Source organism: Methylobacterium marchantiae (assembly GCF_042679825.1).
GTDB lineage: Bacteria > Pseudomonadota > Alphaproteobacteria > Rhizobiales > Beijerinckiaceae > Methylobacterium > Methylobacterium marchantiae.
This window is the reverse complement of sequence record NZ_JBHTND010000004.1, coordinates 170,289-183,180: the sequence shown is the minus strand read 5'-3', so window position 1 is coordinate 183,180 and position 12,892 is coordinate 170,289. Positions and strand designations below refer to the sequence as shown.

At 66.1% G+C, this 12,892-nt stretch carries 11 protein-coding genes; 2 read left to right on the top strand and 9 right to left on the bottom strand.

Features of this window, described 5'->3' with window-relative positions; translation table 11 throughout:
• Positions 1-122 precede the first annotated feature (122 nt).
• Together ACFQ4G_RS04825 and ACFQ4G_RS04820 are read left to right on the top strand one after the other, a co-directional pair.
• A complete protein-coding gene (locus ACFQ4G_RS04825; RefSeq protein WP_238204220.1) occupies positions 123-1,088 on the top strand; it encodes a MotA/TolQ/ExbB proton channel family protein in 966 nt (321 codons plus the stop codon).
• Positions 1,088-2,101: a peptidoglycan -binding protein gene (locus tag ACFQ4G_RS04820; RefSeq protein WP_238204222.1), complete on the top strand. Its 1,014-nt coding sequence runs from the start codon at positions 1,088-1,090 to the stop codon at positions 2,099-2,101. The genes ACFQ4G_RS04825 and ACFQ4G_RS04820 overlap by 1 nt, the downstream gene beginning before the upstream one ends.
• A gap of 506 nt (positions 2,102-2,607) precedes the next feature.
• Here the strand turns inward: ACFQ4G_RS04820 and ACFQ4G_RS04815 are convergent.
• The 9 genes from ACFQ4G_RS04815 to ACFQ4G_RS04775 all read right to left on the bottom strand — a co-directional run bounded on the left by ACFQ4G_RS04815 (position 2,608) and on the right by ACFQ4G_RS04775 (position 12,865).
• Entirely contained in the window at positions 2,608-3,321 is a 714-nt protein-coding gene (locus tag ACFQ4G_RS04815; RefSeq protein ID WP_238204223.1) for an ABC transporter ATP-binding protein, read from the bottom strand.
• 16 nt (positions 3,322-3,337) lie between these two features.
• Positions 3,338-4,642 (bottom strand): lipoprotein-releasing ABC transporter permease subunit, encoded by a 1,305-nt coding sequence (locus ACFQ4G_RS04810; RefSeq protein WP_238204225.1) that lies wholly within the window; start codon positions 4,640-4,642, stop codon positions 3,338-3,340.
• Between the two features lie 7 nt (positions 4,643-4,649).
• Complete coding sequence (gene proS / locus ACFQ4G_RS04805) at positions 4,650-5,975, bottom strand: proline--tRNA ligase (protein WP_238204232.1); 1,326 nt, start codon at positions 5,973-5,975, stop codon at positions 4,650-4,652.
• Between the two features lie 440 nt (positions 5,976-6,415).
• On the bottom strand, positions 6,416-6,760 hold the full coding sequence (locus ACFQ4G_RS04800; protein WP_238204234.1) for a DUF1467 family protein: 345 nt from the start codon (positions 6,758-6,760) through the stop codon (positions 6,416-6,418).
• Positions 6,757-7,161 (bottom strand): methylmalonyl-CoA epimerase, encoded by a 405-nt coding sequence (mce, locus tag ACFQ4G_RS04795; protein ID WP_238204236.1) that lies wholly within the window; start codon positions 7,159-7,161, stop codon positions 6,757-6,759. The genes ACFQ4G_RS04800 and mce overlap by 4 nt, the downstream gene beginning before the upstream one ends.
• A gap of 202 nt (positions 7,162-7,363) precedes the next feature.
• Positions 7,364-9,037, bottom strand: a complete 1,674-nt coding sequence (locus ACFQ4G_RS04790) for a ribonuclease J (protein WP_238204239.1) — start codon at positions 9,035-9,037, stop codon at positions 7,364-7,366.
• A 12-nt stretch (positions 9,038-9,049) separates the two neighbouring features.
• Positions 9,050-9,883: a biotin--[acetyl-CoA-carboxylase] ligase gene (locus ACFQ4G_RS04785; RefSeq protein ID WP_379039790.1), complete on the bottom strand. Its 834-nt coding sequence runs from the start codon at positions 9,881-9,883 to the stop codon at positions 9,050-9,052.
• Between the two features lie 4 nt (positions 9,884-9,887).
• Entirely contained in the window at positions 9,888-11,330 is a 1,443-nt protein-coding gene (nuoN, locus tag ACFQ4G_RS04780; protein WP_238204241.1) for an NADH-quinone oxidoreductase subunit NuoN, read from the bottom strand.
• Positions 11,331-11,344: 14 nt separating this feature from the next.
• Positions 11,345-12,865: an NADH-quinone oxidoreductase subunit M gene (locus tag ACFQ4G_RS04775; RefSeq protein WP_238204242.1), complete on the bottom strand. Its 1,521-nt coding sequence runs from the start codon at positions 12,863-12,865 to the stop codon at positions 11,345-11,347.
• Positions 12,866-12,892: the final 27 nt, after the last annotated feature.

The window sequence follows — 12,892 nt, the reverse complement described above, 5'->3', positions numbered from 1 at the left end:
ATCGCAGGCAAGGATGCGGCGAATGTACGTGCATGTCAGCTTGAGCGCATGCACGGTGCTTTTCGTTTTTCGCAGTTAAGCGCCTGATCCAAAATCAGCGTCTTCAGAGTCCCCGACAGCCCATGGCGACCCGCTCCGCGACTGCCCCCTTGAGCCGCCCGGGCATCTACCTGATCCGGATGCTGGTCTTCCTGATCCTCGTCGGCTTCCTGGCCTTCGTCCTGTTCCGGCAGATCACGCCGGCCTTCCTCGCCAATGCCGGCCTGAACGGGCTGATCCTCGGCATCCTGCTGATCGCGATCCTTCTCGCCTTCGGTCAGGTGATCCGGCTCTTCCGGGAGGTGGCCTACGTCAATGCGGTCGCTGCCGGCGAGGGGTCGGCCAAGGCGCCGTCGCTGCTGGCGCCCCTCGCCCCGGCGATCCTGGCGCGCCGCGAGGGCGCGACCCAGGCCGGCATCCGCTCCTATCTCGATACGGTGGCCGCGCGCCTCGACGAAGGCCGCGAGATCCTGCGCTACGTCGCCGGCCTCCTCATCCTGCTCGGCCTGCTCGGCACGTTCTGGGGCCTCATCGATACGCTGAGCGCGGTGGGATCGGTGATCCAGAGCATGCGCGGCGGCGGCGAGGCGAGCGCGATGTTCGACGAATTGAAGAACGGCCTCGCCAAGCCGCTTTCCGGCATCGGCCTCGCCTTCTCCGCGTCGCTGTTCGGTTTGTCGAGCTCGCTCATCACCGGCTTCCTCGATCTCCAGGCCGGCCAGGCCCATGCCCGCTTCCACAACGAACTGGAGGATTGGCTGGTCTCGGGCGAGGAGCAGGCGGCGGTCGCGCGGCCGATCACGGCGCAGGAGCCGGCCTCGGCCCGCGAACTGACCGAGGCCGTGGACCGGCTCTCGGCCATCGTCTCGGAAGGCGCCAACGGCCGCGTCGCGACCCAGGCGATGACCAACCTCGCGGAAGGCATCCAGGGCCTCGTCCAGCACATGCGTGCCGAGCAGCAGATGATCCGCGACTGGGTCGAGGCGCAGGCGACGCGGGAACGCGAGTTGAAGCAGGTGCTCGACCGGCTCGGCCGCGAGAAGGCCTGATGGCCTCCCTGCGCACGCGTCGAGACCGCAGCCTCAACGTCTGGCCCGGTTACGTCGATGCCCTGGCGACGCTGCTTCTCGCGGTGGTCTTCCTGCTCACGATCTTCGTGGTGGGGCAGTTCTTCCTGTCGCAGGAGATCACCGGGCGCGATTCGGTCCTGAACCGGTTGAACCGCCAGATCGCCGACCTCACCGACCTCCTCGCCCTCGAACGTTCGAACCGCCGGGCGCAGGAGGAGAAGGCCTCGAACCTGCGCACGACGCTGCTCGGCACGGAAGCCGAGCGCGACAAGCTGAAGGAGCAGGCCGGAAGTGCGGCGGGCAGCGAGGGCCGCCAGAGCGAGCTCGACAAGCAGTTGGTGGCCGAGCGCGCCACCAATGCGCGCGCCGCTTCGCAGATCGACCTCCTCAACGAGCAGATCGGCGCCATGCGCCGCCAGCTCGCCGCCCTAGAAGACGCGCTGGCGGCGAGCGAGAGCCGCGACCGCGAGAGCCAGGCCCGCATCGCCGATCTCGGCAGTCGCCTCAACGTGGCGCTCGCCCAGAAGGTCCAGGAACTCGCGCGCTACCGCTCGGACTTCTTCGGGCGCCTACGCCAGATTCTCGGCAATCGTAGCGACATCCGCGTCGTCGGCGACCGTTTCGTCCTGCAATCGGAGGTGTTGTTTCCGGTGGGCTCTGCGAGCCTGAAACCCGAGGCAGCGCCCGAGCTCGACCGGATCGCCACCGCGATCCTCGATCTCGCCAAGCAGATCCCGGCGGATATTCCCTGGGTCCTGCGCGTCGACGGCCATACCGATGCCCGCCCCATCGCCAGCTCGCAATTTCCTTCGAACTGGTCCCTTTCGGCGGCGCGTGCCATCGCCGTCGTGCAATTCATGGCGGGCAAGGGCATTCCGCCCCAGCGCCTGCTCGCTGCCGCCTTCGGCGAGTTCCAGCCCCTCGAGGCCGGGACCACCGAGGATGTCTACGCCCGCAACCGCCGCATCGAACTGAAGCTCACGGAACGCTGATGCGCTTCCCTCAGCGCAGCGGCGCAAGCGCCACCGCCCAGACCACGAACGCTCCCGAAAGCAGGCCGAAGGCCATGAACTCCACCGCTCCGGTCAGGATCATCCGCTTGAACATCGCGATCGCCTCTCTTTGACGCGTCGATCTTTGTTCTTGTTTTGTTCTGTGTAAAGCGGGGATTGGAAGCAAGCGTGAGCATGGTGAAGAAGCAGTTATCGGCGGCCCGATGCAGTTAAGGTGGCGACATCACATCATTCGCCCTATCGCCGGCACGGCAAAATTTCGCCGGCTCGGTCGGCATCGGTAGAACTTGTCGACGAGGCAATGCTCACCGGTGAACCTGCGGAGACCAGCAGACTTTGAGATGCACCCTGGCAGGCCGCGGTTTGCCGGTGCCAGTGGGGTCGCATGGCGTCGCGGATGAATTCGTTGACACGACGCAGGGTCGCCCGATCAATCGCCCTCTGCCGACTCAGCCTGCTCTGATCCCTTCGTCCTCGATCGAACCCTACGCCAGTTGCTCGATCAACCCGTCGCGGATGGTCACCCTCCGGTCCATGCGTGCGGCGAGCTCCATGTTGTGGGTGGCGACGAGCGCCGCGAGGCCCGAGGCGCGGACCAGCGAGACCAGGATCCCGAACACATGCGCCGCCGTGTGCGGGTCGAGATTGCCGGTCGGCTCGTCGGCGAGCAGCAGGCGCGGCCCGTTCGCGACCGCACGGGCGATGGCGACGCGCTGCTGCTCGCCGCCCGACAGCTCGGCCGGGCGATGGACCAGGCGCTCCTTGAGGCCGAGAAAGCTGAGGAGCTCGGTGGCGCGCGCCTTTGCTTCCCTGGCTCCGAGGCCGCGGATGAGCTGGGGCATGACCACGTTCTCCAGGGCGGAGAACTCGGGCAGGAGATGGTGGAACTGGTAGACGAAGCCCATCTCCTCCCGGCGAAAGCGCGTGCGCTCGGCATCGGGCATCGCGGCGGTGGGTTGGCCGCCGATATAGACCTCTCCCCCATCGGGCCGCTCCAGCAGGCCCGCGAGGTGGAGAAGGGTGGATTTGCCCGCGCCCGACGGCGCCACCAGGGCTACGAGTTCGCCCGGCCAGATCGCGAGATCGGCACCGCGCAGGATGTCGAGGGCTCCGGTCCCTTGCGCGTAGCGGCGTTCCACCTTGGCGAAGAACAGGGCCGGGACCGGCTGCGCGCCGGCCGCCTCGGCTTGGGTTGTCATGATGTCCTGTCTCCCCTCAGCCGTAACGCAGGGCCTGCACCGGATCGAGCCGGGCCGCGCGCCAGGAGGGATAGAGCGTCGCCACGAGCGACAGGGCGATGGAGGTAAGGACCACCACCGTGATCTCGCCGGAATTCATCTCGGCGGGGATCTCGGCCAGGAACCGCACGGTGGGGTCCCAGGCGGAGGGAAACAGCACCCGCTGGATCGGCTTGATGTTGAGGGTGATGAGCGTTCCGAGCGCCAGCCCGCTCAGCGTCCCGACCACGCCGATGAGGGCTCCGTTGATGAGGAACACCCGCATCACCGTGCCCGGCGTCGCTCCCATCGTGCGCAGGATCGCGATGTCGCTGGACTTGTCGCGCACCAGCAGGATCAGGCCGGAAACGATGTTGAGGGTCGCCACCACCACGATGAGGCTGAGGATGAGAAACATCACGTTCCGCTCCACCTCCAGCGCCCCGAAGAAGGTCCGGTTGCGCTGGCGCCAGTCGGTGAGGAGGACGGGCCGCTCGGCCGCCATTTCGAGATCGGGCCGCAACTGCGCTACGGCGTCGGCATTGTCGAGATAGACCTCGATCAGGCTGACATCGGCGTCGCGGTTGAAGAAGGCCTGGGATTCGGCCAGCGGCATGAACACGAAGGTGGCGTCGAACTCGGTCATGCCGATCTCGAAGATCGCCTTGACCGTATAGGCCTTGGTGCGCGGCGCCGTGCCGAACGGGGTCGTGGCGCCTTTCGGCGTGGACAGGGTGATCTGGTCGCCGGCCTGGAGGCCGAGGGATTCGGCGAGCCGCCGCCCGATGGCGACGCCGGTCCCGTCGTCGAACCCGTCCAGCGTGCCGCCGCGGATGGTCTTGGCGATGGAGCCGATGGAATCGATGTCCTCGCCGCGGATGCCGCGCACCAGCACGCCGCTGCCGCCATAGGGCGAAGAGGCGAAGGCCTGGCCTTCCACAAGCGGGATCGCCGAGCGCACGCCGGCCACTTTCGAGAGACGGTCGGCAAGATCGACATAGTCGGTGAAGAGCTTGTCGATGGGGGTGACGAAGACGTGGCCGTTGATGCCGACGATCTTGGACAGGAGTTCGGTGCGGAATCCGTTCATCACCGACAGCACGATGATGAGGGTGGCGACCCCGAGCGAGATGCCGAGGACCGAGAAGAAGGCGACGACGGAGACGCCGCCGCCCCGCCGCCGGGCCCGAAGGTAGCGTCCGGCGATGATCCACTCGAAGGCCGCGAAGGGCGGCGTGCTGCCGCGCTTGAACAGGCCGGACAGTCCCGCCAGCCGTTCCTTCACCGTCTCTGCGAGAGCCATGCCGGCCTCAGCTCCGCTTCAGGCGCGAGATCAGGTCGATGGGAGCCACGCTCTCACGCTCGCCGCCGGCGCGACGCTTGATCTCGACCTTGCCCTCGGCCAGCCCACGAGGACCGACGACGACCTGCCAGGGCAGGCCGATGAGGTCGGCGGTGGCGAACTTCGCGCCCGGCCGCTCGTCGCGGTCGTCGTAGAGGACGGTGAGCCCATTGGCCTCGAGATTGGCCTGGATCTCGGTGCAGGCGGCATCGGTGGCGGCGTCGCCGGTCTTGAGGTTGATCAGCGCGACGTCGAACGGCGCCACGGAATCCGGCCAGATGATGCCGGCCTCGTCGTGCGATGCCTCGATGATCGCGGCCACCAGCCGGCTCGGGCCGATGCCGTAGGAGCCCATATGGACGGCGCGGTCGACGCCGTCCGGCCCGGTGACCTTGGCACCCATGGCCTCGGAATACTTCGTGCCGAAATAGAAGATGTGCCCGACCTCGATGCCGCGCGCGGCCATCTGCTTGTCCTCGCCGACTTCGGCGAAGGCGGCCGGCTCGTGCATCTCGGAGGTGGCGGCGTAGAGCGAGGTCCAGCGGTCGACCGTGCCTTGCAGGCCGGCGACGTCGTCGAAATCGGTGGTCACCGGCGGAACGTCGAAATCGAGATACTGCCTGTCGCAGAACACCTCGCTCTCACCGGTCTGGGCCAGGATGATGAATTCGTGGCTGAGGTCGCCGCCGATCGGGCCGGTATCGGCGCGCATCGGGATCGCCTTGAGGCCGAGGCCGGCGAAGGTCCGCAGATAGGCGACGAACATCTTATTGTAGGCGTGCCGGGCCGTCGCCTGGTCGATGTCGAACGAATAAGCGTCCTTCATCAGGAATTCACGCGAGCGCATGGTCCCGAAGCGCGGCCGCACCTCGTCGCGGAACTTCCAGGAGATCTGGTAGAGGTTCTTCGGCAGGTCCTTGTAGGAGCGCACGCTGCCGCGGAAGATCTCGGTGATCACTTCCTCGGCGGTGGGGCCGAACAGCATCTCGCGGTCGTGGCGGTCGGAAATGCGCAGCATCTCCTTGCCATAGGCCTCGTAGCGCCCGGATTCCTTCCACAGATCGGCCGACTGGATCGACGGCATCAAGAGCTCGATGGCGCCCGAACGGTCCTGCTCCTCGCGGATCACCGCGCAGACCTTGTTGAGCACGCGCAGGCCCAGCGGCAGCCAGGCATAGATTCCGGCCGCTTCCTGGCGGACCAGGCCCGCCCGCAGCATCAGGCGATGAGAGATGATCTCCGCTTCCTTGGGCGTCTCGCGCAAGGTCGGCAGGAAATAGCGGGAGAGACGCATCGCGGGCCTTGAATCCTTGGGACGCGGTCGGGCCGCGCATCGTTGCGGGGCACACAACACATTGCATCGAGAAAATACAAGCGCCGTGCGGAGTCAGGGAAAGCTCGGAATCGTCACGGAAGCGCGTCACAGGCTCGCTCAGGGACGGAATCCGTCGACTCTTGCAAAAAAACGTGAGGAATCATCTCCGGAGGCGTGACAATGCGCAGTCCAGTTCCTATAAGCGCCCCGTGATGGTCGCGACGCCCGGAGAGGCAGCGCGAGGTCCGAGTCTCGGGAGGAAATTCCAGCCGCCACGCCGTCAGAAATGCGTGAGACAAAATAGGCTGACACGTCATCTATGTTCTCAAAAGCAAGGCGCGAGCCTTGCTTTTTTTATTGTCGACGCGGTCGCTCGAATACGGACGCAGAACGATCCGCTTCGTCGCCGTTTCGCGGATCTACAGTCCCGACAGTTCGAAGATCGGGATCGCCGCCAGGAAGACGGCGCTGGCGAGGAGCGTCGTCCAGATCGCCTTCTCGCGCAGGCGCGGGGCGGCCGGAGCCCCCGGATCCTGGCCCGGCACGATCAGCGCCGGGTCGGTCTCGACCTGGTTGCGCAGGGGCAGGATGACGAAGAGCAGGGTCCACCAGACCACGAAATACAGGGCGAAGGCCCCGAACACCGTGAGCTTGAACAGGATCACGGCGAGAGCCGCCACGGCCGAGATGACCACGAGCATGGCGGCGAGCGTCCGCCAGGTCGTGGCCGAGACGGCCCGGATCAGGGCGTTCACGCCGCTCACACCTGCTCCAGCTCGACCAGGGTGCCGAGGAAGTCCTTGGGGTGGAGGAACAGGACCGGCTTTCCGTGCGCGCCGATCTTCGGCTCGCCGGTCCCGAGGACGCGGGCGCCCTGGGCCTTCAGCTTGTCGCGGGCGACGATGATGTCGTCGACCTCGTAGCAGACGTGATGAACGCCGCCATTGGGATTGCGCTCGACGAAGCTCTCGATCGGCGAGCCCTCGCCGAGGGGCGACATGAGCTCGACCTTGCTGTTGGGCAGGTTCACGAACACCACCGTCACGCCGTGCTCGGGCTGGGGCAGCGGCTCGGTGATCGTGGCACCGAGGGTGTCGCGATAGATGGCACAGGCCGCGTCGAGGTCACGCACGGCGATGGCCACGTGGTTCAGGCGTCCGATCATTGGTTTGCTCCCTCTTTTCGTTCTGTTGATCCTACTCATCCCCCTCATCCTGAGGTGCCGCGTCAGCGGCCTCGAAGGAGCCCTCCAGTGATCGTGACGCGCACTGGAGGGCTCCTTCGAGGCCTTCGCTGCGCTCTGGACGCCTCAGGATGAGATCGCGAGGTGGAACGGCGAGTTCATGCGCCGTTCCACCCTTACTGTCTCAAACCTCCACCACCTGCACGTGGCAGGCGGGCTTCTTGCCCCAGGCCTCGTTCACGGCGGAGCGGATCGCCCGATCGACGGCCTTCTCCACCGCCTCGGCATCCTTGCGCTTCTGCTTCGACAGGCCGCTCAGGGTCCGCGAGACCGCCTCGACGGCCACGTCCAGCATCGGCTGGCCGTTCTTGCCGCGATTGGGCAGGCCCATGATGTCGATGGCCGGCTCGCCCAGCACCTCGCCCTGGACGTCGATGGCGATGGCGACCGACACGACGCCGGCCTGCGAGAGCTTGCGGCGCTCGGGGATCGCCCGGTCCTTGGCGTCGATCAGGACGTTGCCGTCCTTGAACAGGCGCCCGGCCTTCACGTGATCGACGATCTCCGGAGTGCCGGGAGCGAGGCGCACGACGCTGCCGTTGCGAGCCTTGACGACGTTGCCGACACCCTGCGCCAGGGCGAAGCGGGCATGCTCGTCGAGATGGAGCGCCTCGCCATGGACGGGGATCGCCGTCTTCGGCCGGGTCCAGGCGTACATCTCGGCCATCTCGTCGCGGCGGGGGTGTCCGGAAACGTGGACGAGCTTCGTCCGGTCCGTCACCACCTCGATACCGGCATTGATCAGGTCGTTGATGATCGCGCCCACCGCCCGCTCGTTGCCGGGAATGGCACGCGAGGAGAAGATCACGCGGTCGCCCGAGGCGAGGGTGACGTCGGGATGGTCGTCACGGGAGACGCGGGCCAGGGCCGCGCGCTCTTCGCCCTGAGAGCCGGTGAGCAGGCAGACCACCTTGTCGCGGGGCAGGTAGCCGTAGCTGTCGGCCGAGCGGAAATCGGGCAGGCCGTCGAGGAAGCCGCATTCGCGGGCGACGCCGATGACCCGGTCCATGGCACGGCCCACCGCGATGACCTCGCGACCGCAATCGCGGGCGGCTTCGGCCACCGCCCGCATGCGGGCGACGTTGGAGGCGAAGGTGGTGACGGCGACGCGGTGCGGCGCCTCGGCGATCAGCTCGCGCAGGGTTGCGGCGACCTCGGCCTCGCTCGGGGAACGCCCCTCGCGTACGACGTTGGTCGAATCGCTGATCATGGCGAGGATGCCCTCGTCGCCGAGCTTGCGGAACGAGGCCTCGGAGGTGACGTCGCCGAGGATCGGCGTGGCGTCGAGCTTCCAGTCACCCGTATGCAGCACGAGGCCGTGCGCGGTGCGGATCGCGACAGCGTTCGATTCGGGGATCGAGTGCGAGACCGGGATGTACTCGATCTCGAACGGCCCGACCCGGACGGGCTTGTGGGCGGCGATCTCGCGCAGGGTCACCTTGGGTGCGCCCGGCTCGCTGAGCTTGCGGGCTTCGAGCAGGTTCTTGGCGAAGCGGGTCGCGTAGACCGGCGCCTTCAGCTTGGGCCACAATTCACCGATGGCGCCGATATGGTCCTCGTGCGCATGGGTGATGAAGATCGCCAGAAGATCGTCCCTGCGCTCCTCGATGAAGCTGAGATCCGGGAACATCAGGTCGATGCCCGGGAAACCCTCTTCCCCTGCGAACCCCATTCCACAATCGACCATGATCCATTTGCGGTTCTTCACCGGCCCAAAGCCGTAGAGTGCCGCATTCATGCCGATCTCGCCCACGCCGCCGAGCGGCACGAAGACGAGTTCGTCTTGCCCTGTCGTCATCACTGTAAAACCTCAAGCCGCCGTCGCGGCCGAACCCAAATGCACCTCGCCCGCCGTCACGGTCCGTCGCGTCCCATCATCCGATCGGACGACGAGCCGCCCCGCCTCGTCGATCGTCTCGAAAATTCCTTGCACGAAGTCGCCCCCGACCCGCACCGAGACCGGTGCGCCGATCCCGGCGGCGTTGTCGAGCCAGCGCTCGCGGATCGATGAGAATCCACGGCCCCGGTTCCATAATCGCGCAGCAGCGACGATCTCGTCCGACAAGTGGTCGAACAGATCTTCGGCGCGCGTCTCGTACGGTATCTGACTGAGGCTTGTAGCGGGATAAGGCAAGTCCTGCGGTGACGCGGCGACGTTGACGCCGAATCCCATCACGGCCGAACGGCGCCCGCCGGGATGGGATTCCGCCTCCAGGAGAAGCCCCGCGAGCTTGGCACCGGAGGCCAGGACGTCGTTGGGCCATTTCAGGCGGAACGGGCACCCGCCACCAATCTTCCCACCGCCAACCTCATCCTGAGGGGGTTGGATCGCTCTCTTCAGTGCGGCGATCAACGCTACTCCTGCCACGAAGCCGAGGCTCGGGACATGCACCGGATCGACATCTGAGACCGGCCAGAGCAGGCTCGCGGTCAGGTTGCCGGGCAGGGATGCCCATGCGCTCCCCCTGCGGCCGCGCCCGGCCTCCTGCCTGTGAGCGACGACCCAGAGCGGCCCTCGCTCGCCTTGGCGCGCGAGTTCCATCGCCTGGGTGTTGGTCGAGCCGAGGCTTTCGTGAACATGAAGCCGATGGCCGGCAGCTTTCGCCGCCGCGCCGAGCCGATAGTCCGGCCGATGATCCGCCAAAATCCTAGAACAGCGACTTGGCCGCGGCACCCGCCGCGCTGACGAGGGGAGACGGCACGAGGAAGAACAGCACCACGACCGCGCTCGACAAGCCGAGCACGATGCGAAGACCCGGCGGCATCGCCTCGTAGGGGGCGGTCGGTTCGTCGAAATACATCACCTTGACCAGGCGCAGGTAGTAGAACGCGCCGACCACGCTGGTGACGACGCCGACGACCGCGAGGCCGACGAGATCCGCCTTGATGGCCGCAGCGAAGACGTAGAACTTGCCGAAGAATCCCGCGAGCGGCGGGATGCCGGCCAGCGAGAACATCATTGCGGCGAGGCAGAAGGCCAGGACCGGATGGGTCCGCGACAGGCCCGAGAGGTCGTCCACCGTCTCGTACATCTGGCCGCCGCGGCGCAGGGAGAGGATCACCGCGAAGGCACCGAGCGTCATGGCGAGGTAGATGATCATGTAGATCACCACGCCACGGATGCCTTCCTCCGAAGCGGCAGCCAGCCCGATCAGGGCGTAGCCGATATTGCCGATGGAGGAATAGGCCATCAGGCGCTTGATCGAGCGCTGGCCGATGGCAGCGAAGGAGCCGAGCGCCATGGAGGCGATGGCGACGAAGACGATGATCTGTTGCCAGATGGCGGTGACGTCCGGGAAGGCGCCGATGAAGATGCGCACCGTCATCGCCACCGCGGCCATCTTCGGCGCCGAGGCGAAGAAGGCCGTCACCGGCGTCGGCGAGCCCTCGTAGACGTCAGGCGTCCACATGTGGAACGGCACAGCCGACATCTTGAAGGCGACGCCGGCGGCCACGAAGACGATGCCGAGGACGATGCCGAGACCGGCATTGTCGTTGAGTGCCGAGACGATGCCGGGGAAGGAGACGGTCCCGGTGAAGCCGTAGACCAGCGACGAGCCGTAGAGCAGCATGCCCGAGGACAGCGCGCCGAGGACGAAGTACTTCAGCCCGGCTTCCGTCGATTTCAGGTTGTCGCGATGGAAGGCGGCGATGACGTAGGCCGCGAGCGACTGCAGTTCGAGGCCGAGATAGAGGGCGATCAGGTCGTTGGCGGACGCCATCACCATCATGCCGATGGTGCAGAGCACAATCAGGATCGGGAACTCGAACCGGTCGATGCGCTCACGCTGAAAGTAGTCGCGCGAGAGCAGGATCGTGGCGGCCGAGCCGAGTAGGATCAGCGCCTTCATCACCTTCGAGAAATTGTCGATGATGAACGAGCCGTTGAGGGTGGTGACCTTGGCACCCGATTGCGACACGACCACGAAGAAGGCCAGGATCAGCAGCACGAGCGCGCCGACATTGACGCTCTCCACCGAGCGTTCGCCGCGGAAGGCGCCGTAGAGGATCAGCGCCAGAACACCGATGGCGAGGATCAGCTCCGGCATCACCGGCGAGAGCGAGGGCAGGACGGCCTGGATAGCGGTCATCGACGATACGACCTTCAGCGCGCCACGGGCGGGACGACCGCCGCGGTCTGCGTGTTCGAGAGCGCGGTCCTCATGCTCTGCATCAGCGCCTCCGTCGAGGGGGCGAAGGTGTCGAGGATGGGCGCGGGATGCACGCCGTAGTAGATCGTCAGGGCCACGAGCGGCGCGATGATGATCTTCTCACGGAGATCGAGGTCGAGGATGCCCTGCAGGTTGGGCTTCTCGAGCTTGCCGTAGATCACCCTCGCATAGAGCCAGAGGGCGTAGCCCGCCGAGAGGATGATGCCGAAGACCGAGAAGAACGCCACGGTGGGGTTGGCCTTGAAGGCACCCATCATGGCGAGGAACTCGCCGACGAAGCCCGACGTGCCCGGCAGGCCGACATTGGCCATGGTGAACACCATCATAGCGGCCGCATAGAGCGGCATCCGCTTCACGAGGCCGCCATAGGCTGCGATCTCGCGAGTGTGCATCCGGTCGTAGACCACGCCGACACAGAGGAAGAGCGCGCCGGAGACGATTCCGTGGGAGATCATCAGGAACAGGGCGCCCTGGATGCCCTGCTCGTTGAGGGTGAACAGGCCGAGCGTGACGAAGCCCATATGGGCCACCGACGAATAGGCGATCAGCTTCTTGATGTCGGTCTGCATCAGCGCGATCAGCGAGGTGAAGATGATCGCGGTGACCGAGAGCGCGAAGACGAACGGCGCGAAATAGGCCGAAGCGTCCGGGAACATCGGCAGCGAGATCCGGATGAAGCCGTAGCCGCCCATCTTGAGCAGGATGCCGGCGAGGATCACCGAACCGGCGGTGGGTGCCTCCACATGCGCATCCGGCAGCCAGGTATGGACCGGCCACATCGGCATCTTCACCGCGAAGGAGGCGAAGAAGGCGAGCCACAGCCAGTATTGCATGCCGACGGGGAAGCGGGTGTGCAGCAGGGTCGGGATGTCGGTGGTGCCGGCGTGCCAGTACATCGCCATGATGGCGAGCAGCATGAGCACCGAGCCGAGCAGTGTGTAGAGGAAGAACTTGAAGCTGGCGTAGATGCGCCGCTTTCCGCCCCAGATGCCGATGATGAGAAACATCGGGATCAGGCCGGCCTCGAAGAACAGGTAGAACAGCACCAGGTCGAGGGAGCAGAACACGCCGATCATCGTCGTCTCGAGGACGAGGAAGGCGACGAAATACTCCTTCACCCGGGTGTTCACCGAGAGCCACGAGGCGCCGATGCAGAACGGCATCAGGAACGTGGTGAGCAGGATCAGCGGCATCGAGAAGCCGTCCACGCCCAGCTTGAACTTGATCGTCTCGGCGAGCCAACCATGGGTCTCGATGAGCTGGAAGCTCGAGGTCGAGGGGTCGAACCGGCCCCAGGCGACGAGGCTGAGGAGGAAGGTCACGATGGTGGTCGCGAGCGCCGCCCAGCGGGCGTTACGCTTCACGCTCTCGGATTCGTTGCCGAGGGTCAGGATGAAGGCCGCACCGCAGAGCGGCACGATCAGCAGGCCTGAGAGAATGCCGAGGCCGAACATCTAGCGGGCACTCCGATACGTGGTGGC